General features: G+C 35.1%; 24 protein-coding genes. 14 read left to right on the top strand and 10 right to left on the bottom strand.

Going from position 1 to position 25,748, the window contains the following annotated elements:
* The first annotated feature begins 254 nt into the window (after positions 1 to 254).
* A complete protein-coding gene (locus tag VB264_RS19485; protein WP_323252092.1) occupies positions 255 to 908 on the top strand; it encodes a gluconate 2-dehydrogenase subunit 3 family protein in 654 nt (217 codons plus the stop codon).
* Between the two features lie 114 nt (positions 909 to 1,022).
* On the opposite strand, the gene lysA is transcribed toward VB264_RS19485, so the two are convergent.
* Positions 1,023 to 2,267 carry a diaminopimelate decarboxylase gene (lysA, locus tag VB264_RS19480; RefSeq protein WP_323252090.1) on the bottom strand — a complete coding sequence of 415 codons (1,245 nt, stop codon included), beginning with the start codon at positions 2,265 to 2,267 and terminating at the stop codon, positions 1,023 to 1,025.
* A 65-nt stretch (positions 2,268 to 2,332) separates the two neighbouring features.
* On the opposite strand from lysA, the gene VB264_RS19475 reads away from it, so the two are divergent.
* From VB264_RS19475 to VB264_RS19455, 5 genes are all read left to right on the top strand, one after another.
* Positions 2,333 to 3,703 (top strand): AAA family ATPase, encoded by a 1,371-nt coding sequence (locus VB264_RS19475; protein ID WP_323252088.1) that lies wholly within the window; start codon positions 2,333 to 2,335, stop codon positions 3,701 to 3,703.
* A 14-nt stretch (positions 3,704 to 3,717) separates the two neighbouring features.
* On the top strand, positions 3,718 to 4,248 hold the full coding sequence (locus VB264_RS19470; RefSeq protein WP_323252086.1) for a hypothetical protein: 531 nt from the start codon (positions 3,718 to 3,720) through the stop codon (positions 4,246 to 4,248).
* Positions 4,249 to 4,364: 116 nt separating this feature from the next.
* The gene (locus tag VB264_RS19465; RefSeq protein WP_323252084.1) at positions 4,365 to 4,802 is read left to right on the top strand and encodes an OsmC family protein; all 438 of its coding nucleotides are present in this window, start codon (positions 4,365 to 4,367) and stop codon (positions 4,800 to 4,802) included.
* A gap of 170 nt (positions 4,803 to 4,972) precedes the next feature.
* Complete coding sequence (locus VB264_RS19460; protein ID WP_323252082.1) at positions 4,973 to 5,179, top strand: hypothetical protein; 207 nt, start codon at positions 4,973 to 4,975, stop codon at positions 5,177 to 5,179.
* Between the two features lie 161 nt (positions 5,180 to 5,340).
* Positions 5,341 to 6,135: a thymidylate synthase gene (locus VB264_RS19455; protein ID WP_323252080.1), complete on the top strand. Its 795-nt coding sequence runs from the start codon at positions 5,341 to 5,343 to the stop codon at positions 6,133 to 6,135.
* 67 nt (positions 6,136 to 6,202) lie between these two features.
* Here the strand turns inward: VB264_RS19455 and VB264_RS19450 are convergent, their stop codons facing one another.
* The gene (locus VB264_RS19450; RefSeq protein WP_323252078.1) at positions 6,203 to 7,420 is read right to left on the bottom strand and encodes a bifunctional 3,4-dihydroxy-2-butanone-4-phosphate synthase/GTP cyclohydrolase II; all 1,218 of its coding nucleotides are present in this window, start codon (positions 7,418 to 7,420) and stop codon (positions 6,203 to 6,205) included.
* 310 nt (positions 7,421 to 7,730) lie between these two features.
* Here VB264_RS19450 and VB264_RS19445 point away from each other — a divergent pair, with 310 nt between their 5' ends.
* The 3 genes from VB264_RS19445 (at position 7,731) to gldA (ending at position 11,218) form a co-directional block, all read left to right on the top strand.
* Positions 7,731 to 9,974 (top strand): T9SS type B sorting domain-containing protein, encoded by a 2,244-nt coding sequence (locus tag VB264_RS19445; RefSeq protein WP_323252076.1) that lies wholly within the window; start codon positions 7,731 to 7,733, stop codon positions 9,972 to 9,974.
* 120 nt (positions 9,975 to 10,094) lie between these two features.
* Positions 10,095 to 10,433: a YbaB/EbfC family nucleoid-associated protein gene (locus VB264_RS19440; RefSeq protein WP_323252074.1), complete on the top strand. Its 339-nt coding sequence runs from the start codon at positions 10,095 to 10,097 to the stop codon at positions 10,431 to 10,433.
* 74 nt (positions 10,434 to 10,507) lie between these two features.
* On the top strand, positions 10,508 to 11,218 hold the full coding sequence (gene gldA, locus VB264_RS19435; RefSeq protein ID WP_323252072.1) for a gliding motility-associated ABC transporter ATP-binding subunit GldA: 711 nt from the start codon (positions 10,508 to 10,510) through the stop codon (positions 11,216 to 11,218).
* A 9-nt stretch (positions 11,219 to 11,227) separates the two neighbouring features.
* Here the strand turns inward: gldA and VB264_RS19430 are convergent, their stop codons facing one another.
* The 3 genes from VB264_RS19430 to VB264_RS19420 all read right to left on the bottom strand — a co-directional run bounded on the left by VB264_RS19430 (position 11,228) and on the right by VB264_RS19420 (position 13,925).
* Positions 11,228 to 11,824 (bottom strand): methyltransferase family protein, encoded by a 597-nt coding sequence (locus VB264_RS19430; protein WP_323252070.1) that lies wholly within the window; start codon positions 11,822 to 11,824, stop codon positions 11,228 to 11,230.
* Positions 11,825 to 11,850: 26 nt separating this feature from the next.
* Positions 11,851 to 12,561, bottom strand: coding sequence for a lipoprotein signal peptidase (locus tag VB264_RS19425; RefSeq protein WP_309920436.1), 711 nt, complete (start codon positions 12,559 to 12,561; stop codon positions 11,851 to 11,853).
* Between the two features lie 170 nt (positions 12,562 to 12,731).
* Positions 12,732 to 13,925, bottom strand: coding sequence for a proline dehydrogenase family protein (locus VB264_RS19420; RefSeq protein ID WP_309920433.1), 1,194 nt, complete (start codon positions 13,923 to 13,925; stop codon positions 12,732 to 12,734).
* Positions 13,926 to 14,356: 431 nt separating this feature from the next.
* Here VB264_RS19420 and VB264_RS19415 point away from each other — a divergent pair, with 431 nt between their 5' ends.
* Positions 14,357 to 15,451, top strand: a complete 1,095-nt coding sequence (locus tag VB264_RS19415; protein WP_323252067.1) for a chorismate mutase — start codon at positions 14,357 to 14,359, stop codon at positions 15,449 to 15,451.
* 59 nt (positions 15,452 to 15,510) lie between these two features.
* On the opposite strand, the gene VB264_RS19410 is transcribed toward VB264_RS19415, so the two are convergent.
* On the bottom strand, positions 15,511 to 16,788 hold the full coding sequence (locus tag VB264_RS19410) for a M20/M25/M40 family metallo-hydrolase (RefSeq protein WP_323252065.1): 1,278 nt from the start codon (positions 16,786 to 16,788) through the stop codon (positions 15,511 to 15,513).
* Between the two features lie 373 nt (positions 16,789 to 17,161).
* Here VB264_RS19410 and VB264_RS19405 point away from each other — a divergent pair, with 373 nt between their 5' ends.
* Positions 17,162 to 18,061, top strand: coding sequence for an OmpA/MotB family protein (locus tag VB264_RS19405; RefSeq protein WP_323252063.1), 900 nt, complete (start codon positions 17,162 to 17,164; stop codon positions 18,059 to 18,061).
* A 98-nt stretch (positions 18,062 to 18,159) separates the two neighbouring features.
* Here the strand turns inward: VB264_RS19405 and VB264_RS19400 are convergent, their stop codons facing one another.
* Positions 18,160 to 19,065, bottom strand: coding sequence for a prohibitin family protein (locus VB264_RS19400; RefSeq protein WP_323252061.1), 906 nt, complete (start codon positions 19,063 to 19,065; stop codon positions 18,160 to 18,162).
* 282 nt (positions 19,066 to 19,347) lie between these two features.
* On the bottom strand, positions 19,348 to 19,815 hold the full coding sequence (locus VB264_RS19395) for an Mpo1 family 2-hydroxy fatty acid dioxygenase (RefSeq protein WP_309920422.1): 468 nt from the start codon (positions 19,813 to 19,815) through the stop codon (positions 19,348 to 19,350).
* Between the two features lie 205 nt (positions 19,816 to 20,020).
* On the opposite strand from VB264_RS19395, the gene VB264_RS19390 reads away from it, so the two are divergent.
* Complete coding sequence (locus VB264_RS19390) at positions 20,021 to 20,599, top strand: thymidine kinase (protein ID WP_323252059.1); 579 nt, start codon at positions 20,021 to 20,023, stop codon at positions 20,597 to 20,599.
* 11 nt (positions 20,600 to 20,610) lie between these two features.
* Entirely contained in the window at positions 20,611 to 22,494 is a 1,884-nt protein-coding gene (porZ, locus tag VB264_RS19385) for a type IX secretion system anionic LPS delivery protein PorZ (protein ID WP_323252057.1), read from the top strand.
* Positions 22,495 to 22,565: 71 nt separating this feature from the next.
* On the opposite strand, the gene VB264_RS19380 is transcribed toward porZ, so the two are convergent.
* On the bottom strand, positions 22,566 to 23,156 hold the full coding sequence (locus tag VB264_RS19380) for an HNH endonuclease (RefSeq protein WP_309920415.1): 591 nt from the start codon (positions 23,154 to 23,156) through the stop codon (positions 22,566 to 22,568).
* 54 nt (positions 23,157 to 23,210) lie between these two features.
* Positions 23,211 to 25,262, bottom strand: coding sequence for a hypothetical protein (locus tag VB264_RS19375; protein ID WP_323252055.1), 2,052 nt, complete (start codon positions 25,260 to 25,262; stop codon positions 23,211 to 23,213).
* 103 nt (positions 25,263 to 25,365) lie between these two features.
* Between VB264_RS19375 and VB264_RS19370 the strand changes: the two genes are divergently transcribed.
* Positions 25,366 to 25,722, top strand: coding sequence for a CoA-binding protein (locus VB264_RS19370; RefSeq protein WP_323252053.1), 357 nt, complete (start codon positions 25,366 to 25,368; stop codon positions 25,720 to 25,722).
* The last annotated feature ends 26 nt before the right edge of the window (positions 25,723 to 25,748 follow it).

The following is a 25,748-nucleotide window of genomic DNA, read 5'->3' as shown; positions in this document are numbered from 1 at the left end:
GCTATTTCACTTAATTATCTCAGACAAAATGTCAATGATTCTATTAAGTACGCCCAAATAATATTTGGTCAAAATTTCAAAGAACTATGTTCCAATATTAGAACTTAACAGCCCTGCTCCAGAGAGGGGAGCTTTAAAATCCAAAGTTTACTCCCCTTCTCTGAAGGAGAAGGGGTTGGGGGATGAGGTTTTATTGGTTGATTATCAATAATTTATACTCTAGTGTGCAATTTTCAAATCATCAAGTTATTTTTATGAAAAGAAGAGATTATCTTAAAAATATAGGGTTATCGTCACTGGGTATGGCCGTGATGAGCCAAGAAGCAGTAGCCATTGAGTTATTGCAAGGACCAAAGCCTAAGCCAAAAGCGAAAGCAACTACAACAGCAGCGCCAAAATATAATTATGGTAGAACAGAAGATGAGATTGCCCGTGATGCTAAATTATTGGCTGAAAAATTCTTTACTGACCACGAAATGAAAACTATCACGGTGTTGTCGGATATTATTATTCCTGCCGATGAACATTCAGGAAGTGCTTCGCAATCGGGCGTGCCAGCCTTTATAGAGTTTATTGTAAAAGACCAGCCGACTTTTAAGACTCCTATGCGTGGAGGTTTACGTTGGATGGATTCTGCGTCAATTAAGCGTTTTGGAAAAGAATTTATTCTTTGTACCAAGAAAGAGCAGATTAGTTTAGTAGACGAAATAGCTTATCCTAACGAAGCAAAACCTGAAGTATCGCAGGGCGTAAATTTCTTTTCTTTGATGAGAAACCTAACAGCATCGGGTTTTTATTCTTCAGAAATGGGGCATCATGATATGGGTTATGTAGGTAACAGACCTAACAATTGGGAAGGTGTTCCAGAGGAGGTTTTGAAGCAATATGGTTTAAGTTACGATTCTTAAAAATAAAAAATGGACGAGATTTAACCTCGTCCATTTTTATAATTAATAGTAGGGACGAATTGCATTCGTCCTATTCGTTTGTCATAAGGACGAATGCAATTCGTCCCTACCTATTTATACCTCCACACTCACAAGGTTTCTTACAATATCATCAAAAGTTTCTCTTTTACGAATCAACTTTGCTTCACCACCTATCACCAACACTTCTGCGGGTAATAACCTTGAATTATATTGCGAAGCCATCGAGAAGCAATAAGCTCCAGCATTTTTCATTGCAATGATGTCGCCTGCTTTTACTTTATTCATCCAACGCTCGCCTTGCTTTCCTTCTGGTGTCCACGAGAAAGTATCCGTTTCACAGATATAGCCTACTACTCTGTATTCATTCTGCTCAGACTCATCTTCATTAGAAGCATTAAAAATATCATGATAAGAACCATACATCATCGGGCGACCAAGGTGATTCAGTCCTGAATTCACACAAACAAAAGTTTTGATAGGGTCAACCTTTACCGTATTAGCAGTTGTCAAGAAAGTACCTGCCTCGCTTACTAAAAACTTACCTGGCTCGAACCATAGCTGTAATTCACGACCGTATTTTTTTGAGAAATCCAAGAAGGCATTACTCAATACCTCTCCAACCTCTTTCATATCCGTAACGATGTCGCCGTCTTTATAGGCCACTTTGAACCCACCACCCAAATCGATAATCTCTAAATCTTTAAAACTAAAAGCCATTTCCAAAATAGCACTTGCTGCTTGTGTAAAGGCATCGGCATTTTTAACATCAGAACCTGTATGTTGGTGCAAGCCGATGATTTTCATATCGTATTTTTCAACAATCGCCAAAATTTCAGCCTTCTGATGGATAGAAATACCAAATTTAGATTCAGGGTGAGCCGTCATGATTTTTTCATTACCACCTCCAAAAACGTGAGGTTTTAGGCGAATCAACGCACCTTTGGTATTACCATAACGTTGTCCGAATTTTTCCAACACATCCAAATTGTCCAAATTGATTCTTGTTCCCAATTCAGCCGCCAATTCAATTTCATCAAATGAAACCCCACTCGGCGTAAAGGTGATTTGCGAACCTTCATATCCAGCCATCATGGCCAAACGCAATTCTTCTGGTGAAACCACATCGATTTCAACACCATGCTTTCGCATTAATTTCAAAATTGCCAAATTGGTATTGGCTTTACAAGCATATTTTATTTTGAGATTAACATTCTTGAAAGAATCACGAAGAATGGATATTTTTTCGATAATTTTGTCTGCGTCATAGACGTACAAAGGCGTACCGAATTGATTAGCTAAATCAGTGAGTTTGATGTTTTGGATAGAATAATAAGACATTGAATTTTGATTTTTTTGCAAAGATACGTCCAACTTGTTTAATTGCATGAACGAATAGAAAAGATATGATTATTGAACTACAGAATTTTGGCCCCATAAAATCTTTTAAATTTGATACGTCCAAAGATATTCACGCCATTTTTGGGAAGAATAACATAGGTAAATCTTATGCGATTAGTGCGGTTTATTTGATTTTGAAAAGTTTTATTGAGTACACCAGTATTCAATATAAACCAGATTTTAATAAGGATTTTGACAAAAAAATACCCACATTGCTTGAAAGATTAGATGAGATTGGAAACGATGAAACCCTTGATATTAGTGAGGAGGTAAAGATTGACTTATCCAATATACTAAAATCTTCAATTGTTTTATTGATAGATAAATCATTTAAAAACTCATATAACTTTAAGTATTTACAAAATAAATTAAACAGTGGTGAGGCTACCCAAATAGCCATAAAAAATGATATTGCTGAAATTTTGATTGGATTAGATGAGCATAATGAAAATTTGATTTTAAAAAGCATTAACTGGATACCTAAGATAAAGATAGAGAAAAACGAGTTGTACAGTCTAGAACTATGGGAAAAGCTACCAGAAAGGAATAATATCTATTCGCAAGATATTAGATTCTACAAGGATGAATTAAATAAAGTACTTGAAGTTTGTATTAATTCATACGTAAACCAATTTGCAAATACGATTGGCAAGATTTATTTTCTCCCTGCTTCTCGTTCTGGGCTTTACAATGCATTAAACTCGCTTGGAGCTATTTTTGCTGAGTTATCTCGGAATAGAAATATTATTAGTCAGAAAATTGAGATTCCTAATTTTTCAGAACCTATTTCTGATTATTTCTTAAATCTCAATACTATTGATAAAACTCAAGTAAATGAAAAGTATTTAGAACATTTTGAGGAGATTGAGAAGAATATTTTGAAAGGAAGTATAACCCTTGACACCGAAACAAAAAAGTATTTTTATACGCCACTGCATTCTGAGATAAAGCTGGAATTATCTTTTACCTCATCCATGATTTCAGAAATTGCTCCAATCATTGCCCATTTGAAGTATATTATTCCTTTTGATGATAAAAGTACCTCAATACTATTCATCGAAGAACCTGAAGCTCATTTGCATCCAGAAGTGCAAGTAGCTTTACTTAGTTTTTTTGGAAAACTGAGTAAAGGAAACTTAAAAATAGTAATGACTTCACACAGTAATTATATTTTTAATAAACTTAGTAATTTGATTATTGCAAAAGAAATTCTACCTGAAAATATCAATATTTCTTTAATGAAAATGACAAACGAGGGTAGTGTTATTGAAGATGGGGCAATGTCTGTAGATGAATATGGTATTGAAGATAATAACTTTGCAGATATTGCTGAACAGCTTTATGAAGAACGTATGCAATTATTAAATAAACTCTAAGCTACACCAGAAAAATGTTAATTCAAGAAATTCTGCAAGACCCTGTTTTAAGTAAATTTCTGTGTGATGATTGCGAAGAACATGGTGTTGGTATCAATGTAAGTGATGCTGTAAATAGGAATGACTACATCATCGTTCGAGTTGATGAATATTATAACAGAACAGTAAGAGATAATATTCGACCTAAATCACCTGATTGTTTAATTATCCAACATTGTGGAGGAAATAAATTTGTTTTGTACTTAGTAGAACTGAAAGCTATTCAATCGCTTAAAACTGAAAAGCTAAGTGATATTCGGGAGAAATTCCAAAGTTGTTTTGATGATTTTATGAGCGATAGGTTTAGGGACTACTTTTACAATACAGATTATGATTTCACCATTAAATTACTTTTTATTTCAGACCCAAAAGAAGGTAGGAAAGATCCTAAAAATAAGACGACTAGGATGGATAATTTATTAGCCTTACCGCCGTGTAGTTTTGGCAACAAAAAATATTTGTTGAATCACAAATTGCCGAATCCTACGATTCAGCCTTGTGGATAATTACTATATTAATGTTCAATAGCGTAACTTTGAACTTAATATTTTCTAAAAAAGTTAACATTTAAAGAGTTGCTCAGAAAATTAAAAATATATAATCAGGTTAAAATCTTGAAATCATGCAAGTAGAATTAGTTAGAATAGATGATGCCTTTCATTTTCAGGCAAACGGGATGTCGGGTGTACCAGTTGATATTGATGCTGCCGAAAATATTGGAGGACATAATGCGGGTTCGCGTCCGATGGAATTATTGTTGATGGGCTTAGGGGGCTGTACAGCTATCGACGTGATTTTAATCATGAAAAAACAACGCCAAATCATTGAAGATTTAAAGATTTCAGTATCGGGCGAACGTGAAAAAATAGCAGGGACAGAAATGACACCTTTCCGCAAAATCAATATTCACTTCCAGTTCAAAGGTAATATTGCTGAGGATAAAGCCAAAAAGGCGATTGAATTATCAATGGAAAAGTATTGTTCGGCTACAGCCCAATTCAGTGGTTCGGCTGAAATTACGCATACTTTCGCTATTGAACCTGCTTTGGTAGATAAGTGAGTTATTTAGTGAATGAGCGATTTAGTGATTCTTTTAATTTCCTTATTGCATAGCAAATTAATCACTCAATTACTTACAGCTTTTCCGAATTTGTAAAAACATTTTTCAGTTTAGCTCGTTTTTTCGTTTTTAACATTTATTCGATTTTAAACATTTAATAGCTCATCCACATGAAAAAGGTAATTTTAGGTTTATCATTATTAGCTTTTGTAGCTAATATTTCTTTAGCCCACGATAAAGAAAAGGGTTCAAAATGTTGTAGTGCTAAAATGGCAGCTTCACACAGTAAGTCAAAATCGAAGTGCTGTGCAGAAATGACTAAATCTGCTAAAGCTGAAAAGGTATCCGACAAAAAAACTATAAAGAAAACAGCTTAAATAAAAGAGCGTGTTTTATTTAAAGGCTCATCAATAGTGTAAGAAGCTATTGATGAGTTATTTTTTTATGTAATTTTGAACTTGCAAGAATATTTTTTCATTTCAATCTTGTCTTTTATCACAAAACTAAAGCTCATTACTTATAGCTTACAGCAAAAAAAATGCAACAATATCATACTCTTTTAAAACATATTCTTGAGAACGGAGCAGAAAAAACTGACCGTACAGGTACGGGTACAACCAGTATTTTTGGTTATCAGATGCGTTTTAATTTACAAGAAGGTTTCCCTTTGGTAACTACCAAAAAAGTACATTTAAAGTCGATTATCCATGAATTGCTTTGGTTTATTAATGGTGATACCAATATCAAATATTTAAAAGATAATGGCGTAGGCATCTGGGACGAATGGGCTAATGAAAATGGTGATTTAGGTCCAGTATATGGAAAACAATGGAGAAGCTGGACGGCTCCAAACGGAAAAGTAATTGACCAGTTGAAAGAGGTAATCGAGACATTGAAGAAAAGCCCAGATTCAAGAAGAATTATCGTGAGTGCTTGGAATGTAGGGGAACTTTCTGAAATGGCTTTAATGCCCTGCCATGCACTTTTTCAGTTTTATGTAGCGGATAATAAACTGTCTTGCCAATTATACCAACGTTCGGCGGATGTATTTTTGGGTGTGCCTTTTAACATTGCTTCTTATGCGTTGCTGACGATGATGATTGCACAAGTGTGTGATTTGGAGGTGGGTGATTTTATTTGGACAGGTGGTGATACGCATATTTATTCTAATCACTATGAGCAAGTAGCTACTCAGCTAGCTCGTGAGCCACGTGCCTTACCAACCATGAAAATCAACCCAGCCGTAAAAAGCATTTTTGATTTTAAGTTTGAAGATTTCACGTTAGAAAACTATCATCCTTATCCTGGCATTAAAGCTCCTGTCGCTGTTTAGTATTAGCGACAAATTCTTGTCTATAAATAAAAGGGGCTTAGTTATTCAATAACTAAGCCCCTTTTATTTATTTATGCCCCATAATAGTATGACCCATTTTGTCTCTTTTTGTGAGCAAATAACTTTCATTATGAGGGTTTGAAGCAATTTCAATCGGTACAGTTTCTACAATTTCTAAACCATATCCGAACAGGGCTGCTCTTTTCTTTGGATTGTTCGAGATTAATCTGATTTTGCTTAATCCTAAATCTCTTAAGATAGAAGCTCCCACGCCATAATCACGCTCATCCATTTTGAAACCTAACTCCAAATTAGCTTCTACAGTATCGCGTCCCATTTCTTGAAGTTTATAGGCTTTTAATTTATTAATTAAGCCGATACCTCTGCCTTCTTGGAACATATACAGAATTACGCCTTTACCTTCTTTTTCTACAATTTCCATCGCACGGTGTAGTTGTGCACCACAATCGCAACGGCATGAGCCAAAAATATCACCTGTAACACATGAGCTATGTACCCTTACTAAAACAGGCTCATCTTTTTCCCATGTACCTTTAATCAATGCCAAATGTGTTTCGCCAGTATTGATTTGCTTGAAAGCGATTAAATCAAAATGACCAAACTCTGTAGGCATATCAACGCCTATTTCACGTTTGATAAGGCTTTCATGTTTTAAACGATACTCTACTAAATCCTTAATGGTTACTAATTTCAAATCGAATTTATCCGCAATAGCTCTTAAATCAGCTAAACGAGCCATCGTTCCGTCTTCGTTCAATACTTCAATCAATACCCCAGAAGGTTTAAAACCCGCAAGCTTTGCGAAATCCATCGCTGCTTCAGTATGCCCTGTTCTACGAAGAACACCTTCATTACGTGCTTTCAAAGGGAAAATATGCCCCGGTCTGCCTAAGTCTTCTGGTTTGGTATTTTCATCGACCAAAGCCTGAATCGTTTTAGAACGGTCGTGTGCTGAAATACCTGTCGTACAACCATGCCCTAGTAAATCTACCGAAACGGTAAAGGGCGTTTCGTGCGTAGCAGTATTAGAACCAACCATCATGGTTAAATCCAATTCCTTACAACGTTCCTCCGTAAGAGTTACACACATTAAGCCACGACCTTCACGAATCATAAAATTGGCTAATTCTGGAGTCATCGCTTCAGAGGCACAAATCATATCTCCTTCGTTTTCACGGTCTTCATCGTCGGCTACGATGATAATTTTTCCTTGGCGAATTGCTTCAATCGCCTCTTCGATACTATCTAATTTTATCTTTGACATTGTTTTCTTGGTAAAATCTTGAATCTAGGCTCAGAGGGTGCTTCGTCATTACAATTCACTTGTATTTTTATAACCTCAAAGGTACGTTTTTTTGTTCCTTTGCGTTAAACATTAAAGCGACTATTGGCTAAAATATCTCTTGTCTTCCTTAAGAAATACTCTTTTTGACATAAGTCAGTCTCGCTGTTATTTACTGTTCTAGCATTTTTTATTAAATTTAGCCTTGTCAATCTGGATATAAATAAATTATAAGACTTAAATTTTATAGCACAATTTTTGTAAATAGTTTTAATAAAAATAACCTTTTTAAATGAATCGAATTTTTAATAAATCAGCAAAAATATTGATTGCCTTAATCTTGCTAACAAAGATGACTATCAATACGTATGCTCAATGTAAAAATAAAGCTGAGCCACCGGGAACGGTTTCAGGGCAATTCAGTATCAATGGTACAAAAGTACAAGTGGTGGGTGATGGCGATGGAAACAGTACGGCATCTAATAATATTCCAGTTAAAATTTGTGAAGGAGAAACGATTACGTTAAAAAATACAATTAGTGCTACGAGTACTACTGGTGTAAACTATTGGCTAATGCCAGCAACTCAGTATAATGCTTTAACAGCGCCACCCTCTACACCCAATACGGCAAATGCTAGTTACATGACAATCAGCGGGGATGCTTCCATTCCAGTCAATACCTCCTCTTCATGGTACACTGGCCCAGGCATCTATGTCATTACGCAAGGGGATAATTCTGGTAATGGAACTTCCAACGATTATCATCACGCTTGTCAAGTAATAGAAGTTATTAAGCCTAGTACTCCTGTAATTACTTACAGTGTGTGTAATGCTACTTTGATTAGGTTAAAATTAGAAGCCGACCCTAATAATAATTATGACGAGTACGAAGTGAAGTTTTCATCAACGAGTAGTTTGTTTAATCCTACTTTTAGAGAGAAACCTACGTCGTATCCGCATACTGTTTCAAGTGGACCTTTCCCCGATCAATCTGATAGAATAATTACCATAAAAGGACAATCTAAAACGGGAAGCTGTCCAGCACCTGTATATACTTCTCCGCCTATTTCAATGACGGGAACGATGATTAATCGTCCGTTGATTACAGCTATTGCAGGAACTGCTATTGCGAAAGAATACAAAATGACTGTTCTTGCTCAAACAACTATTCAGCGTAAAGTGTATATCCGTGACCCATTAACGACGAGTACGTATGATTATACCAATCCATTACTAACTTATACATCTACAGCCACTACGTTGTTTGATGATGTTACGGTAACTGTTCCTAATCAAGACAGACAATATTGTTTTAGGACAGAAGCATTAGATGCTGTTTGTCCTGCTACTATTTTTAATCCTGCTAATTTAAGTAATGAAGAAGTATGTACAACGCCTGCAAAAGTGGCCGTTATTAATAATGAAGTTCAAGCTTCGTGGCTAAGAGCTTTGACAAATATTACAGGAGGAGTATTTGCAGATTATCGTGTAGAACGAGTGAACGCTAATGGAACAATTGATAAAGTATTTCCCCCTATCAGCAATATTTCGACGCTAACTTTAACCGACCCAGATGTGGTTTGTGGAAAAGATTATATTTATCGTGTCATCACTAATTATGGACAAAAATCTACTTCTCAGCTTTTAAATATCCAAGCTACCTCCACAAAAAGCCTTACTAAAATAGCCAACGTTTTTGCTGATGTAGAAGCTACTGCTAAAACTATTACTATCAAAGGAACATTCACAACAGGAACTGGTGAGCCGTCTCCCTCTGATATGGTAGAATACCGTTATTATAAATCAACGTCTCTTAATGGAGCGTACCAATTATTGCAGTCAACTAGTCCTGCTGTAAATTCAATAAAGGATAATAATGTTTCTATTGACGACCAATCTTACTGTTATTATATGACTTGGAAAGATTTATGCAATAAGGAATCTGACCCTTCTCAAAAGGTTTGCAGCATATTGGTATCTTCTAGTGTATCAGAGATAGATTGGACTCCGCAATCTTCATTTTCATTAGCGACAGATTATTACAGGGTAAATAAAGTTAACCCAAACACTGGAATTACCTTAAAGACTTTGGCTGATAATCTTAAAAATATTTATTCTTATAACACGATTGGTTTGCCAGACAGCGAGGGGCAGGAAATATTTCTGCAGATAGAAGCTAAACCTATTTCGGGAGGTATTACACAAAATACACATTCAAACATTGTGCGTATTTATCGCCCATCACTACTATTGAATCCAGATGCTTTTACGCCTAATAATGATGGTGTAAATGATAAGTTTATTATTTATGGAAGATTCATCCAGAAACTAAAAATGACCATTTATGACCGATGGGGGAGTGTAGTGTTTTATGATGAAACCAATAGTTTCCCAAGTAATAGTCAAATAGGATGGGATGGTTTTTTAAAAAATGGAGAAAAAGCTTTGCAAGGAATGTATATTTATAAATTAGAGGTGGAAGATACTACTGGACAAGTAATTAATAAGGAGGGAACACTTTTTTTAACGTATTAATAGGTTGGTAATCTAGTAACAGATTTTAACTATTGACTAGGTAAAACAAGCTTAATTTTTGTGTTAAATGAATAGTATTGTAACTTGCAAGACAAATTTATTAACAAAACTTAAAAGACTATGTTTGATATGATGGGAATGCTTGGCAAGGTAAAAGACCTTCAAGCTAAAATGAAAGAAGCCCAAGACTCTTTGAGTTCAATTATTGAAACGGGTGATGCTGGTGCTGGTATGGTGGTTGCAACGGTGAATGGGAAAAAACAGCTTTTGAAAATTGAAATTGATGAAGATTTAATTAAGCCTGCTGACCGTGAAGTACTACAGGATTTAATCATAGCGGCTACGAACAATGCTTTGGAAAATATTGAAGGTAAAATAAAAGAACATCTTCAAAAAGCTACTCAAGGTTTGATGCCTAATATTCCAGGAATGGATTTAGGAAGCATGTTTGGACAATAATTTGTTCAATTTAATAAATTTAGGAATGCTTAGCTAGTTTCCATAAATTTTAATCACATTCCTAACTTCTATTTATGTCGTTAAAAATTCAGAATTTAGTAAAAGTTTATGGCACACAAAATGCTGTAGATAATATTTCTTTTGAGGTAAAGCAAGGGGAAATAGTCGGTTTCCTTGGGCCGAACGGTGCTGGCAAATCAACCACTATGAAGATTGCTACGTGCTATCTTACTGCTACTAGTGGGAAGGTTGAAGTATGTGGTTATGATGTGGAAAAAGATGCCATGGAAGTACGAAAAAATATTGGTTACTTACCTGAACACAACCCTTTATATTTAGAAATGTATGTAAAGGAGTTTTTGGCTTTCGTCGGAGGACTTTATCAGATTAAAGGGCAAAAATTACAGAATAGAATAGCGGAGGTAATTGATTTGGTTGGTCTGCAACTTGAGCAAAAGAAGAAAATAGGTCAATTGTCAAAAGGCTATCGCCAGCGTGTTGGCTTGGCTCAGGCCCTTATTCATGACCCTAAAGTATTGATTTTGGATGAACCTACTACGGGGCTTGACCCTAATCAATTGGCAGAAATCAGAGGTGTTATCAGAAATATCGGCAAAGAAAAAACAGTCGTTTTTTCAACCCATATTATGCAAGAAGTTGAAGCTATTTGTGATAGAGTGGTAATTATTAATCACGGTAAAATAGTGAAAGACAGTGAGCTATCGGCTTTAAAAACTTCTGGAAAAACAATGGAAGAAGTCTTCAGAAATCTTACAAACAGTTAAGTGATGGGATTATTTTCCATCACTTAATCTCGGGATTAACATCGGTACTTCTTTTTGATATTTTTCGTATTTCTTCCCAAATTCCTTTACTAACTTTTTCTCTTCAAAGTATATTCCAATCCTGATATAAAAAGTTAAGCTTATGGCAGTAACGAGGTAAAGGGATGTACCAAAAAAGCCAAAAGTACCCCATACAAATATCAGTATACCCAAATAAAGCGGATGACGAACAATTGATGACAACTCATCAATCCTCAATACCGGTTTTTTAGATGAACCTTTCAAAGCATCTGTTCCTAAAAATTCGGATAAATCATATTGTTTCAAGGCTGAAAAGCCAAGGAATATACCCGAACCCATCATTAAACCACCCAAAATCTGATTCATGATTGATTTTTCTAACAGTATTTCGGATGGAGCTTCTAGCTGGTACTTGATGATTGGTATTAGCAATACTACAAACACGATATTGTAGCCCAGACGGTAATAAATAGAAAATCTTCCCAAAATAGGTTTGAGAAGATTTTTAAAGCTTTCAGACGCTGTTATGGTATGGAGTAATCCATAGCTTAACCACAGTGCCATTAAAATAATTTCTGATTTCATTGTGTACTCAAACAAAATTTTATTTGTTATTCTTGAGGTTTACTTTCTGATTCTTCTGTAGCTTCTTCTTGAAAATCCGTGCTGAGGTTCTCAATATTGTCGCTATGAATTGTTTCGTCTTTATCTGCTGTTTCAGCGTCATTTTTTGGCTTTGATTCTTCAAAAAACTGCCCTTGAAAAATTAAAATTACCACAACGCCACAGAATATAGAAGCATCGGCAAAATTAAAGATAGGGGTTGAATACCAAGTACCTCCCCAAATAGGAAGCCATTCAGGCAACCAACCTTGGTAAAGGTCAAAGAAAAACATATCAATTACTTGGCCATGAAACCAAGGAGTAGGCGAATCAACAGGAGCATTATTGAAAATAACGCCATAGAAAGTACTATCCACCACATTACCAATAGCGCCTCCTAATATAGCAGCAATACACCAAAGTAAGCCCGGATTAGCCTTTTTGCGTGCTAACGAAACCAGATATGCCCCGATTCCAAACATGGCAACAACCCTAAAAAGACTTAGAACAATTTTATCATATCCTTTTGGTAAAAAGTTGAGGGTCATTCCAAAGGCCATTCCCTTATTTAATACATAATGGAGTTTGAAAAAATCACCAATGATAGGTACTTCATTACCTTCGTATTGTAAATATTTGTGAACAGCTACTTTAATAACTTGGTCAATAACAATAAGCAAAAAGGTAAGCCAGAAGTATTTATATGGAGAACGAAACATAATTGAATTTGAGCGATTGGGTTGAATAAACGGAAATAGATTGTTGGATATTAATGTTTGTAATAATTTGCGCAAGTTACAAAATAAAAGTCACAAAGTCAGAAACCCTTAGGTTTACTGCCTTTGTGACGAAATATTTAATCTAAAAGTATATATACCGTCAAATAAAATTATTTTTTAGTGAACATTAGCCTCTTTCTTCTAACGATTTCACGCTTGATTAATACAAACTCTCTACTAGCTTGACCTGACACCGATGTGTTTTCAGCCGCACGACGGAATAAATAAGGCATTACTGCTTCAATCGGGCCGTAAGGCACATATTTAGCTACATTATAACCTGCTTTTGAAAGATTGTATGATATGTTATCAGACATTCCTAAAAGCTGTGCGAAATAAAAATGTTTATCTGTAGGGTCAATCTGATTTTTTTGCATTAAATCTACCAATTGTTTACAGCTAAACTCGTTATGTGTACCTACACAAAGAGAAATATTATCACGGTTTTCTACGCAGAATACTACTCCTAAGTTATAATCATGGTCGGTAGCCGCTTTGGTTTCATGAACAGGCTCACAATAATTTTCTTCATGTGATCTTTGGCGTTCTTTTTCCATATAAGCCCCACGAACCAATTTTACACCAAGTGAAAAATGGTTGTCTCGTGCTTGTTGAGTTGCCTCTTTTAAGTTTTGCAACATATCTTTTCGATACATTTGAAAAGTGTTGTAAACGATACACTGTTCTTGGTTGTATTTTTCCATCATCCCGTACGTAAGGGTATCGATGGTATCTTGAATCCAAGATTCTTCAGCATCTACAAAAATTCTAACATTCAAGGCGTGTGCTCTTCCACATAGAATATTCATTCTTTCTCTTACTCTTTCAAAAGCGGCCTTCTCGTCGTTATTGAGTTCTTCTTCGTTTTGGATTTTTTCCAATAAATCCATACTCGCAATTCCTGTTACTTTAAATACGGCGAAAGGAATAGCAATGTTCTCATAAGCTTTTTCAATCGTCAAGAGCACTTCTTGCGTAGTTTTGTCAAAACTTTTTTCGTTATCTTCTCCCTCTACAGAATAGTCTAAAATTGTGCCAATATGAGATTTGTCCAAATTTTCTATTGTCTTGTTACATTCTTGTAGGGTTTCTCCACCACAAAACTGTTCAAATACAGTAACTCTTATGAGTTTTTTTATGGGAAAATGAAGAAAAATAAAGAGTTTGATAAAAAAAGTCCCTAACTTTACGAGCCAATTCTGGTTCATGCTTGCGAAGAGTAAATATATCTTCTTCAATTGTAAGTTAGATTTTGAAGAAAAAGCAATTGAGGTGTCTTCAAAACTAACTTTTGTGGACTCCATAAGGGTTGATGTGGCTGGCATTTTGGTCATGTTACAGACGAATAATCGTATATAAATTAAAACTGAATGATAATTTATTGATTGATAATCAGTTTAATATGATTTAGAGAGTCGTCAGTTGTTTTACTTAAACGTGCAAATATAGCATATTAGAATAATACAAAAACAAATTTTATCGGATTAAATTTTTTAATGCTGTATTTTGATGAATTTAAATAGCATAGTCAGGGTTATATAAAATAAACCTTTCACAATGTTAAGGGAAATTTTGATAAAGTAGATACGATTTGTTACAAAATAATGTTTTGAAAATTTGTTGATTGTTGTTTAAAAAACTATTTGTTATTTTTTAGAAGATTTTTCAATCTGATGAATGAAAAGAAATAGTAATTAATAGATAGCAGTTGATTTTACTTAATACTGTTTGCCAAATGAACGCAAATTTAGATGTAGTGCCGATGCAGGAATGGATTAAAACTGACGGCAAACCCTTGATTATCGCAGGTCCATGTTCAGCCGAGACGGAAGAACAAGTGTTGGAGACTGCTAATAGAATTAAAGCAGAAGGATATGCCCATATCATGCGTGCAGGTGTGTGGAAACCACGCACACGTCCAGGAAGTTTTGAAGGAATGGGAGAACCAGCTTTAAAATGGCTTGTTGAAGCAAAAAAACAAACTGGATTACCATTAGCTATTGAAGTAGCAACTCCAGAACATATCGAACTTGCTTTGAAGTATGGTGTTGATGTATTATGGATTGGTGCTAGAACAACAGTAAACCCTTTTAACGTACAAGATTTAGCTGACGCTCTACAAGGTGTTGATATTCCTGTATTGGTTAAAAACCCTGTTAATCCAGACTTAGCGCTTTGGGTAGGTGCTTTTGAACGTTTGCAAGGTGCTGGTATTAAAAAATTAGGTGCTATCCACCGTGGTTTTTCTAATGCACAAGAAGTAAAATACCGTAACTCGCCAATGTGGCAAATGGCTGTTGAGATGAAACGTTTGTTCCCTCAATTACCAATCATCGGTGACCCATCACACATGGCTGGAAAACGCTCTTTGTTGATGGAATTATCTCAAAGAATTCTTGATTTGAATTACGACGGGATGATTATTGAAACGCACCGTGATCCTGATGCTGCTTGGTCTGATGCTTCGCAACAATTAACACCAGAAGCATTAGGTACAATGTTACGTGAATTAGAAGTACGTCAAGCAAACTATGGTGCTGAATTTACTGACGAACTAGCTGCATTGCGTGCTAAAATTGACAACATCGACCGTGAATTAATGGAAGTGTTGGCTGCTCGTATGGCTGTTGTTGAAAAATTAGGCGAATACAAACGTGATAACAACGTAGCAGTATTACAATTAGACCGTTGGAAGCAACTACATACTGACCGTGCTAAACAAGCAACGGGATTAGGGTTGTATCCAGAATTTGTTGAAGAATTATTCAAATTGGTTCACTTAGAATCAATTCGTAAACAAACAGAAGTAATGAGCTCTACAATAGCTTAATTGTTCTGAATAGATAAAAGCAAAGGGGTTGTTTCAAATTTGAAACAACCCCTTTGCTTTTATCGGGTTAATCTGTAAATCAGAATGGCCGTTCTTTGAACCAACTTCGGAAATTCCTTCATGTTCATTGTCTCGCCCGGTGCATGAGCTCCTTTGCCCGATGCCCCAAGGCCATCTAAGCAAGCCATGTATTTGGCAATGTATGAAATATCTCCCGCACCTCTCGAACCGGGGTCTCCAGCCTTTACTTCTCCTAGACCTAAATCCAAACTTACTTTACTAATAACAGCAAGCAAGTTTTCGTTTGCTGATGTAGGTTCCATCGCAGGAATGCCGTCTGAGAAAGTAATTTCTGCTTTGGTTTTATTCAAACTGTGCGAAACAATTTCTTTCATTTTAACCCTTGCATTTTCTTTCTGACTTTCTGTTAAGAACCGCAAATCTCCCGAAACCATTACTCTAGGTGAAATAATGTTATCCTTCCCGATGGTTTCTTTATTATCATTGATTTCGGAACCACCCATAATTAAACCAGGGTTGAAGGTTAGGTATTTTTCAGTACTCAATTTCTCTCTGAATTCATTTAATATTCTAGCGGCCTCATAGATGGCTCCGTAGCCAGATTGCTGGCTAAATATGGTAGAGGAATGTCCCATTACTCCCTTTACATTTAATTTCCAACCACTAGACCCTCTACGGGCAGTAGCAACGGTGTTTAAATTGACGGCTGTTTCAAAAGCCAAAGCTATATCGTTGGTTTGGGCTCTTTCTATAAAGTCTTTTCTGCTAATGCTAGTTGGGCGACCTGCACTTTCTTCATCGCCTGTAAAGTAAGCGGTTAGGGTGGTATTCTCTAGCAATCCATGTTGATGAAGGGCTTTCAAGGCTGCTAACAAAACAATGTCACCGCCTTTCATATCATTTACTCCTTGCCCCGTCACTGTAGAGTCGTTTAAATAAGTATAGGGTGTAAAAGTCATTGCTTTTTCAAAAACAGTATCTAAATGACCTATCAAAAATAGTTTTTTACCAGCTTTCCCTTTTCGTTCTGCCACTAAATGCCCCGCTCGGTTTAATGAATCGGGTAATGAAATCCATTCTGTTTTAAAACCCAAGTCATCAAATTCTTTTCTCAGGATATTCCCCACCTCTCTAACACCTTCTTTGTTAAGAGTTCCGCTATTAATATTGACAATCTTTTTAAGCAATGCCTCAGTTTGGGGCATTTGTTCCTCAATATATTCGGCAATTTTTTTCTCGGTTTTATTTAGTTGTTGTCCATTTGAAAAATGACCAAACAGCGCTAATAAGCCAATGGTTAATACAATTTTTTTCATATTATATGTTTTATTTACCCTAAAGTATAGATTATTTGATTAAATCGGAAGCGATAAAATGTACTTGGAATGATTTTATACCCATTTTTTTTACAAGTATTAGCCTAATTAGCTTTAATTTTGTTTCGGATTATAAAATTTTCCAATCTACAAATTGTCATAGGATTAATTTAAGTCGCACTTCAAGACGCTTAATTTGAACTTATCAAATCTCATGTTGACTTATTTTAAGATTTAGTTTTTTATAAACAAATTTTGAGTACTTACAAGCCATTTTATGACTTTAGTAAAGACAAATCATGACAATTATGTAATTTTTTTATAGTATTTTCGTTTCAAATTTTAATAAGCAATTAGCATAAAAACTAAAAGTATGAAAAAAATAATTTTGTTTGCCTCATCAATTGTGATCATGTCTTCGTGCGTGAGTAAGAAAAAATTCGCAGCTGCTCAAGCGGAATACGCTAATTACAAAGCGAGCACAGAGAGTACTCTTGCTAAAGCAAAAGCTGACTTAAATGACTGTGATAAGACAAGAGCAAGCTTAGAAACTGACTTAAAATCAAAAGACAGTGAATTGCAAGCTAAGATTAAGCAGTTAAAAGGGTTTGAAGACCAAATTGACTACTTGAAAAAAACTAATACTAATTTGTTAGACAGAATGTCTGACCTATCAGTAGTTAGTAAAGCAGGTGCTGAGAGCATTAAAAAATCTTTGGAAACTTTGAACGATCAAAGCAAATATATCAAAGATTTGAACTCTTCAGTACAACGCAAAGATTCTTTGAATTTAGCTTTAGTAATGACGTTGAAACGTTCATTAGCTGATGTAAATGACGAAGATGTAACGGTTGAAGTGAAAAAAGGAGTTGTTTATATCTCAATTTCTGATAAAATGCTATTCCAATCGGGTAGTGCTGTAATCAACCAAAAAGCTGAAGCAGTGTTAGAAAAAGTGGCTAAAGTGGTGAACGATCACAAAGAATTAGACATTTTAGTTGAAGGTCATACTGATAGCGTACCTATCGCTACTGACTGTTTGAAAGATAACTGGGATTTAAGTACAAAACGTGCTACTTCTGTTGTTCGTTTATTACAAACTAAATTTAGCGTATCTCCTGAGCGTATGACAGCTGGTGGTCGTTCTGAATTTGCTCCAAAAGATTCAAATGAAAACAGTGCAGGTCGTAAGTTAAACCGTAGAACTGAAATCATCGTAACGCCGAAATTAGATCAATTCTTCCAATTGTTGTCGAACGGTCAAACTAAATAAGTTAAAATGTGAAAGAGGTAAAATAATAACCTTATTCCATTTAAATATTGCAAATAATAAAAATAGGCTGTCTTCATATCGAAGACAGCCTATTTTTATTATTTATCACTTAGCATAATTGGCGTATTACCTTTTCCTCCTAATATAATAATTTTAGCATTAGGTGAAAGTGCAATGTCTTTCTGGGCTTTAATAGACTCGTATTGTAATTGTTTATCACTTAAACCCGTAGAGAGAATTTTCTGGTAATCTGCTATTCCTTGTGCCTCAACGCGTTTACGTTCAGCTTCTTGTTTCTCTTTTTGAAGTACAAACTGCATTTTTTGGGCTTCCTGTTCTGCATTAATTTTTGATTCAATCGTTTGTTTGACAGAAGTAGGTAAGTTGATATTTCTGATTAATAACTGTTCAAGTAGTAAGCCTCTTCGAGATAAATCTTTTTCAATAGATTTGAATATCCTTGTTTGAAACTCATCTCTTTTGGTAGAATAAAGTGCTACAGCATCATAATAAACAGCATTATCTCGGATTTTTGTTCTAGTGATTGGTCGCACTACTTTGTCGTTATAATCTAAGCCAATTTCTTTTAGAATTTTCGGCGCATCGGCCGGAATGACTCTGTATAAAACGGTTAAATCAATAACTACCTCCAGACCATCCGCAGTTAATACCCTAATGGCATCGTCACCTTCTTTACTCCCCTCATCATGTACTGCCGACATGGTATAGTTTTGTGTCTTGATATCGAAAGTCTGAACTTCTGCTAAAGGATTCACAAAGTTCAGTCCACTTGATAACGTATTTGGATTTACATTCCCGAATATCGACTGTACGCCAACTTCGCCTGCATCAACTTGTTTAATCCCTGAACTAAGCATCCCAATAACAATGATTACGCTTCCAATAACTTTTACAGGACGCGAAAAACGAGCACTTGCTAACGATGGTGTATTAATGGCAAAGCCTACCACTAAAGTAATAGCACCTAAAATAATTAAAAACATGGTTTTGGTTGATTTAAGTTTAATTTTTCGAGTTGTTTTCTAGGTAAGTATAAATGACATTATGCTAAGGGTAATTTGTGAGCAGTTTATCGCTTTAGTTTAAACGGACTAATCACTAAATCACACATTCATTAAATCAGTCAATGACTTAAATGCCTGAAAACAAAAACAGTATCAAATATTAACTACTTGATACTGTTTTATCCTGAAATAGTATGGATGGTAAGCTTGAAGGACAGAGTGTATAATTGAGGTGCTGTAAAATAATTGAACATAGAATTGTTAGTAATGGATACCTAAACGTTGATAAATGAAACTCATTAGCCAAGCAGGGCCAATCATCAAAAATAATAAATCTTTAAAAAAAGAAGGTTTTTTGCCCTCTATTTTATGCCCCCAGAATTGCCCTAGCCAAGCCAACACAAAAATAGTTAGACATACTTGCCATAAAGGAACGATGGCAGAGTTTTCAATAAGGTAACAAAAGAACACACAGGTAGTAGCAAATAAAAATAAACCCGCTGATAAGGATTTCGACAAGTTGAAGTAGTAAATCATCGTAAGTGTTAATACAATGAGAGCAACATTTCCTTCGATGTCGCCGATACTAAAAAAAGAGAGTTTTATGCTATAGAGTAGTCCTAATAAACTAAAAAAAATGAGGGGTACACAAATCCAATGGACGGTTTTGTTTGTGGGGTTTTTATGGCTCTCTCCGTATTCGTCGAGCCATTGGTTAATTGTCTTCATATATGTATTAGTGATTTAAGGTTTATTGATTGCAATAATACTAAATATTCTCCAAATAAGACAATTTTATGTTTACTTTTTTGTATTATTCTTCTATAATCTAATTTACAATTTTTGACTTATAAAAGATAATTTCATTTCATCCATTTTAAATTCTTTATCTTCGTAAAAAGGATAATTTTTAACGCTAAAATTTTTTAACAAAGTGTTTATTGAACCGTATCATCACCAACATCAACTAAATGGGAAAAAGGCAGGCTGGATTGAAGTAGTCTGTGGATCAATGTTTTCTGGAAAAACAGAGGAGTTAATTCGTAGATTAAATCGTGCAAGGATTGCTAAACAAAAAGTAGAAATTTTTAAACCAAGTATTGATACGCGTTATCACGACGAAGATATTGTTTCACACAATGCCTCTTCAATTCGGTCAACACCCATTCATTCGTCAGAGATAATGCTTTCGCTGGCTGGAGACTGTGATGTGGTTGGAGTAGACGAAGCTCAATTTTTTGATAATGGAATCGTTGAAGTAGTAAATACCTTGGCTTTTAATGGTAAAAGAGTAATTGTGGCGGGTCTGGATATGGATTTCCAAGGAATACCCTTTGGCCCAATGCCCGCCTTGATGGCTATTGCAGAATACATTACAAAAGTTCATGCAGTGTGTATGGTTTGTGGTGATGTCGCTAATTATTCATATCGCAAAACTGCGGCACAAGAGCAGGTAATGTTAGGAGAAACCGATAGCTATGAAGCAAGATGTAGAAAGTGTTTTCATTCATAATTTAATGATGTATGTCCGTTCCCAGCTATAGTACAGCTACTTTTACACTAAACAATTCAAAAAGGGTTGGCTTCAACCTTTTTGGTATTGCTGCTTTAATAAGCATTATTTTAAGTTTTCAAGCTTCAGTGTTAGCCCAAGTGCCTATTGGTACTTGGCAAACATATTTTAACTATTCTAGTGCCAAAGATGTCGTTATCATTAAAGATAAGATTTATTGTGTGACCGAAAATGGCTTTTTCTATTATGATAAAAGCAATAATGAATCTATTAAATTATCCAAAATTGATGGATTATCCGAAATTGGCATTGTAAAAATTGCTTATTCAGCCAATCAAAATACCTTAATTGCTGCCTACCAATCTGGGAATATCGACTTAATCAAATTGAATGAGCAGTTTGAGCCCGCTAAGATTTCGAATATTTCATTACTGAAAGAATCAAGTTCTATTCAGGATAGCAAAATTGTAAATCACATCGCTATTAATGATAATACGGCCTATTTAGCGTATGATTTTGGCTTGGTTATACTTGACATTGATAAAGAAGAAATTAAGGAAACCTATCAAAATTTAGGTATAAACGGGGCATCCATAAAAATATATAAAACGGAATTTTCAAACGATTCTATATTTTTATCTACCTCTGTTGGTATTCGTAAAGCAAAGTTTGCCATAAATGTGAACTTACAGTTTTTTGGTAATTGGTCTTCATTAAACACAGAACGCAGTACGTTCGTTAGTTACCAAAATGGTCTTATCATCGCTTCTGAAACAGGCAATGTTTCGTCCTATGTGAATGGCAAATTCTCAGGCATTTTAATACTGCCAGCTAAAATTGAAGTAATTGATAGGATTGTTGGCAACAAGTATTTTGTTATCACTAATGGAACATTAAATATTTTGGATATGGATTTGCTCACCTTTAGTAAAGTAGCAGATTCAAAAATTAAACAGCCTAAATGTTTACGGGCAGATGCCCAAGGAAAGTATTGGTTGGCAGACTATCAGAATGGACTTTTAAGTAATTTAGAGGGAAACTATAAGAGCTATAGTCCTGCCAGTTTAGATACTTTGTATCAAACACGAAAAGATTCTGTCGTGGTTGATGACGGAGGTAATACTTGGATTCGTGGAAGTGGCTTTGGCGGAATTATGGTAAAGAACACTGCTAATCAGCAAAAATTTATTACCACAGGCACAGGCTTTGGGAATTTGCCTAGTACGAATGTAAAAACGATGGCATTGGATAAAGACGGACAAATGTGGGTAGGTACTGATAAAGGAGTAGTAGTATTTGATAGTCCTGCTTCGGTATTTTCAGGTAAAAATTTTGACGCTTACACGCCTGTATTTGAAAGAAGACGTTTGCTTGGTAATGAGACAGTAACCTCTATCGCAATAGATGGCGGAAATAGAAAGTGGATGGGTACATTGAACGGAATCTTCTTATTTAATTCAGACGGTACAGAACTGGTTACCAACTTTACCGAAATTAATGCTCCTTTACCTGCTAATAACATCAATTATATCACGGCCGAGCCACAGTCTGGGAATGTATTTATTCGTACCTCAAAAGGCTTAGTTTCCTATAGAGGAACGGCGACTGAAAGTACTAACAGCCAATTAGACAATACAGTAAAAGTATTTCCTAATCCTGTTCGTCCAGATTTTGAAGGACAAATCGGTATTGAAGGGTTAGTGGAAAACGCTTTTGTAAAGATTACGGATATTGTTGGAAATTTGGTGTATGAAACAAGAGCAAACGGAGGTACTGCTGTTTGGAATGGGAAAACACTTGATGGCAAAAGAGCCGAAACAGGCGTTTACCTAATTTTTTCTGCCAACGCAAAGGGGGAGGAGACCTTAGTGAGTCGTTTGGCGGTAGTAAAATAGTTTTTATTATAAGCCTTTATCAAAAAAGAGCTAAAAAGGGTTCAGCAATGTTGTTGCTGAACCCTTTTAGGTTAATCTTCTAATTTAACATGTCCCCAGTTTTCACCAGAACGAATTCTATTAAGCTGAGTATGAGTAATGCCAAATTGCTTGGCAATCATTTTTAATCTGTTTTTATCTGACCTTAGCATTTTTTTAATCATAATTACCTTGCTTTCAGTCAACTTGTAATTTTTAGTACGTTTTGGAATAACTCTGTCTTTCACTGCTGGGTTTTCGCGATTATGGATTGTCATTTCATCGCGAGTTACCCATTTTAAATTCTCCCAATAGTTATTTAGCTTGTCGTGATCAAGATGAATAACAAATTTTTGTTCTTCGTTTTGTTTTTCTACAAAGAATTCTGCAACAAGTTTATGAACATACCTATTAAGGGATTTATTCCCTTTGGCTCTGATATTAAGCGATTTGTATCCTTGAATTTTTGAGCCATTGATGATATCACCTTGAACTGGGTCATTCTGAAAACTTTTCAAGCGTCCATAGTTGGAAACTTTATAAACAGGAGGGTTCTCTACTTCTTGAAAAGGAATATCTACCCATTTTTCATTCCAAAAACTAGCGCTTTTTTTGGGTCCTAAATTGGTTTTTTTGTCTATCATTTGTTTTGTTTAAAGAATTTTGTGGTTATTTCTATGTTAAAACTATGAGATTACTCAAATGTTTTTAAAAAGATAACGGTAAATACTATATTCTCCTTTTTCTAATGAGTTAATCTTGATGTTACCTGTATTATAAGATAAATTTGCTTGTTGATTATTACTATAAATAAGTTCTAATTGTTTTACACCCGATATGCTTTCAAATGATATTTCAGTGCCTTTATTCTGTGTATCTAAATTCACGACAAATAGATAAAGCGGATTTTCGGCCTGAGTCCAAATGATTACCTTATTTTTCCCTTCTAAATCTGGTGGAATAAGCCATTGGGTTCTTTGATTTTCTATTAATGAAGTTATTTCTTCCGAAATTTTCCTTAAGATAGTCAATGCCTTAAAGAATTCTCCATTTTTACCCCACTGATATTTTGTATGTGTTGCTTTGGGTCCTTCTGTAAGTTGAAATACATATAATTTAGTATAATACTCATTTGGGGCAGGAGTATTATGTAAATCTCTTTGTTCAAACCCCAAACTCATATATGAAGGCATATCACTCAAAAATAATGCCATGAAAATTCTAATTTCATTTCCTTGCAAATAAAATTCATCAAATCTCGGATCGTCTTTGTCTGCTGTAATAATTGTAAAGTTGGGAGCAAAAGTACAGCGTTCTAATAATGAATGATAACGAGCAAAAGCAGTAATAAATTTTTCAGAGCCCAGTACCATCGATTGTAAATCGCCTAAAGTACTGTCTGCATCAGACCCTTCTAGGTGTTCTTCTTCCACACCATAAGCCATTGTATTGGGTGGAGCTAAAAAACTCTCTGCAAAATACGAAAAAGTTGGTTTTATTTCACAAATAATCTTTTTGATATATTTATGAATATCATAATATTGGTCTGGGTTAGCAGGCGTGCCTTCTTTTCTTAACTGAACATGCGACATATCACCACGCATGAAATCAAAATTATAATGTTGGGCGAAGCCTAAGTATTTTTGTGCTGAATATTCCCAAACTTCTTTTCTTGGTTTCGAAAAATCAATTTCCCAATGTTGGTTGTTATCCAAACTCTCATATAATTTAAATCTGGCAAGCGGTCCAAATACCCTAGACATTTCTTCAGGATTTGTTATACAATAATCTCTCCATACTCGCCCATCTTCATCAATCGTTTTAGCTTCATCACGTTTATCAACCTCCAAGCCTCTGTATGGCGGTGCCATCGTAGCAGGCACAGGCTCAAACCCTTCACTATATAAATAACTGATTAATTGGTTACGTTTTTTATTCCTATCCCAAAGATTATCTTTTTCACCAAAAAGTACTTTTAATCGTTGTTCTTCAGGAAAGTAAGCATTATTAAAAAAAACTTCCACTTCTTGAGGGTACCGTGTTTCAGTAGCAGGCCCATGCTGATTTATAAAAGCTAAAATATGCTCTTGTACTTTTTTGTGTAAGTCAGCCTCATGGTTGATAATTTCAAAGTCTTTTCTTTGTAACCATTCAAAATACTGAGGATTGGCTAAAGCTATTTCTGAATACCTATCTGTATGGGGAATCACATCCATCCCAACGGTTTTACCCATCAGGTGTAAAAGATTAGTTACCACCTTCAACTGTTTTTCTACGGTATCCAGATGAGGAAATGTTCTGGCTAAATCTTCATCAAAAAACTCTGGATTGATGTTCCAGCTTGCCATTCCATACAAACTAGCTACCACGCCACATTCCCAGATAGGCAATAAATGAATAGAAGACTGAGACGAAGGTAAGGTTAGTGCATATTTTACTACGTTAAAGAAACTACTAATTGTACGGACATTGATGCCCACCATGTTTACAGTTTTTATCCAAGTAGTATCTGTGTGATTAGCAATGGGGCTTTGAACAGTGAACGACGTATTGAGCGCTTGATATAATGCTGCCTGCCCAAAACGTTTCTCTAAAATGTAAAATAATTGAATGGCAGGCATCGCTATTGAATATTCAGGCAATAAACCTACTATAAAAGAGTCTTTTTGGCTTGTGTATGCCAAGATAGCCTCTTGTTGATGATTCGTCCAGAATTGACTAAATTCATCATAAGAATCAGGAATGTGCATAGATTATATATTGTATAAAAATGGTCTTGAATTTTCTAAAGAACTAAAAGCCTTCCGAAAAATGTTTAAAAGTAAAATAAATAATTGAAAAATTGATACAGTTATGAAAACATTAGTAGTAGGAGCATCGAGCAACCCTGGAAGATATTCATTTAAAGCCACCCAAATGTTATTGGCAAATGGTCATGAAGTAGCATTATTAGGAAAGGAAAAGGGGCAGATTGCTGGATACACCATAAAAACGGATCAATTACCTCTTGAAGATGTTGACACCATTACTATGTATGTAGCACCCCAAAATCAATCAAATTTATATGATTATTTATTAGGGCTAAAACCAAGAAGAATTATTTTTAATCCAGGTACTGAAAATGATGCTTTTGAAGAGAAGGCGAAAAAACAAGGAGTAATTGTAGAAGAAGCCTGTACATTAGTGTTGCTATCAACTAGGCAATTTTGATTTAAAACAAAAAAACTCAGAGATAT

Origin of the sequence: Arcicella aquatica, assembly GCF_034928825.1 — a bacterium.
Lineage (GTDB): Bacteria > Bacteroidota > Bacteroidia > Cytophagales > Spirosomataceae > Arcicella > Arcicella aquatica.
Note: the sequence above shows the minus strand (reverse complement) of the source record. Positions and strands in the feature narration are given on the sequence as shown.

Excerpts from the sequence above, each read along its gene's own strand:
- lysA (WP_323252090.1), bottom strand. The coding sequence starts at position 2,267 with ATGTCTTATTATTCTATCCAAAACATCAAACTCACTGATTTAGCTAAT.
- VB264_RS19400 (WP_323252061.1), bottom strand. The coding sequence starts at position 19,065 with ATGTTTTTAATTATTTTAGGTGCTATTACTTTAGTGGTAGGCTTTGCC.
- VB264_RS19485 (WP_323252092.1), top strand. The coding sequence starts at position 255 with ATGAAAAGAAGAGATTATCTTAAAAATATAGGGTTATCGTCACTGGGT.
- VB264_RS19420 (WP_309920433.1), bottom strand. The coding sequence starts at position 13,925 with ATGGAGTCCACAAAAGTTAGTTTTGAAGACACCTCAATTGCTTTTTCT.
- VB264_RS19475 (WP_323252088.1), top strand. The coding sequence starts at position 2,333 with ATGATTATTGAACTACAGAATTTTGGCCCCATAAAATCTTTTAAATTT.
- porZ (WP_323252057.1), top strand. The coding sequence starts at position 20,611 with ATGTCCGTTCCCAGCTATAGTACAGCTACTTTTACACTAAACAATTCA.
- VB264_RS19375 (WP_323252055.1), bottom strand. The coding sequence starts at position 25,262 with ATGCACATTCCTGATTCTTATGATGAATTTAGTCAATTCTGGACGAAT.
- VB264_RS19430 (WP_323252070.1), bottom strand. The coding sequence starts at position 11,824 with ATGAAATCAGAAATTATTTTAATGGCACTGTGGTTAAGCTATGGATTA.
- VB264_RS19455 (WP_323252080.1), top strand. The coding sequence starts at position 5,341 with ATGCAACAATATCATACTCTTTTAAAACATATTCTTGAGAACGGAGCA.
- VB264_RS19465 (WP_323252084.1), top strand. The coding sequence starts at position 4,365 with ATGCAAGTAGAATTAGTTAGAATAGATGATGCCTTTCATTTTCAGGCA.
- gldA (WP_323252072.1), top strand. The coding sequence starts at position 10,508 with ATGTCGTTAAAAATTCAGAATTTAGTAAAAGTTTATGGCACACAAAAT.
- VB264_RS19470 (WP_323252086.1), top strand. The coding sequence starts at position 3,718 with ATGTTAATTCAAGAAATTCTGCAAGACCCTGTTTTAAGTAAATTTCTG.
- VB264_RS19410 (WP_323252065.1), bottom strand. The coding sequence starts at position 16,788 with ATGAAAAAAATTGTATTAACCATTGGCTTATTAGCGCTGTTTGGTCAT.
- VB264_RS19405 (WP_323252063.1), top strand. The coding sequence starts at position 17,162 with ATGAAAAAAATAATTTTGTTTGCCTCATCAATTGTGATCATGTCTTCG.
- VB264_RS19395 (WP_309920422.1), bottom strand. The coding sequence starts at position 19,815 with ATGAAGACAATTAACCAATGGCTCGACGAATACGGAGAGAGCCATAAA.
- VB264_RS19450 (WP_323252078.1), bottom strand. The coding sequence starts at position 7,420 with ATGTCAAAGATAAAATTAGATAGTATCGAAGAGGCGATTGAAGCAATT.
- VB264_RS19415 (WP_323252067.1), top strand. The coding sequence starts at position 14,357 with ATGAACGCAAATTTAGATGTAGTGCCGATGCAGGAATGGATTAAAACT.
- VB264_RS19460 (WP_323252082.1), top strand. The coding sequence starts at position 4,973 with ATGAAAAAGGTAATTTTAGGTTTATCATTATTAGCTTTTGTAGCTAAT.
- VB264_RS19440 (WP_323252074.1), top strand. The coding sequence starts at position 10,095 with ATGTTTGATATGATGGGAATGCTTGGCAAGGTAAAAGACCTTCAAGCT.
- VB264_RS19425 (WP_309920436.1), bottom strand. The coding sequence starts at position 12,561 with ATGTTTCGTTCTCCATATAAATACTTCTGGCTTACCTTTTTGCTTATT.
- VB264_RS19380 (WP_309920415.1), bottom strand. The coding sequence starts at position 23,156 with ATGATAGACAAAAAAACCAATTTAGGACCCAAAAAAAGCGCTAGTTTT.
- VB264_RS19370 (WP_323252053.1), top strand. The coding sequence starts at position 25,366 with ATGAAAACATTAGTAGTAGGAGCATCGAGCAACCCTGGAAGATATTCA.
- VB264_RS19445 (WP_323252076.1), top strand. The coding sequence starts at position 7,731 with ATGAATCGAATTTTTAATAAATCAGCAAAAATATTGATTGCCTTAATC.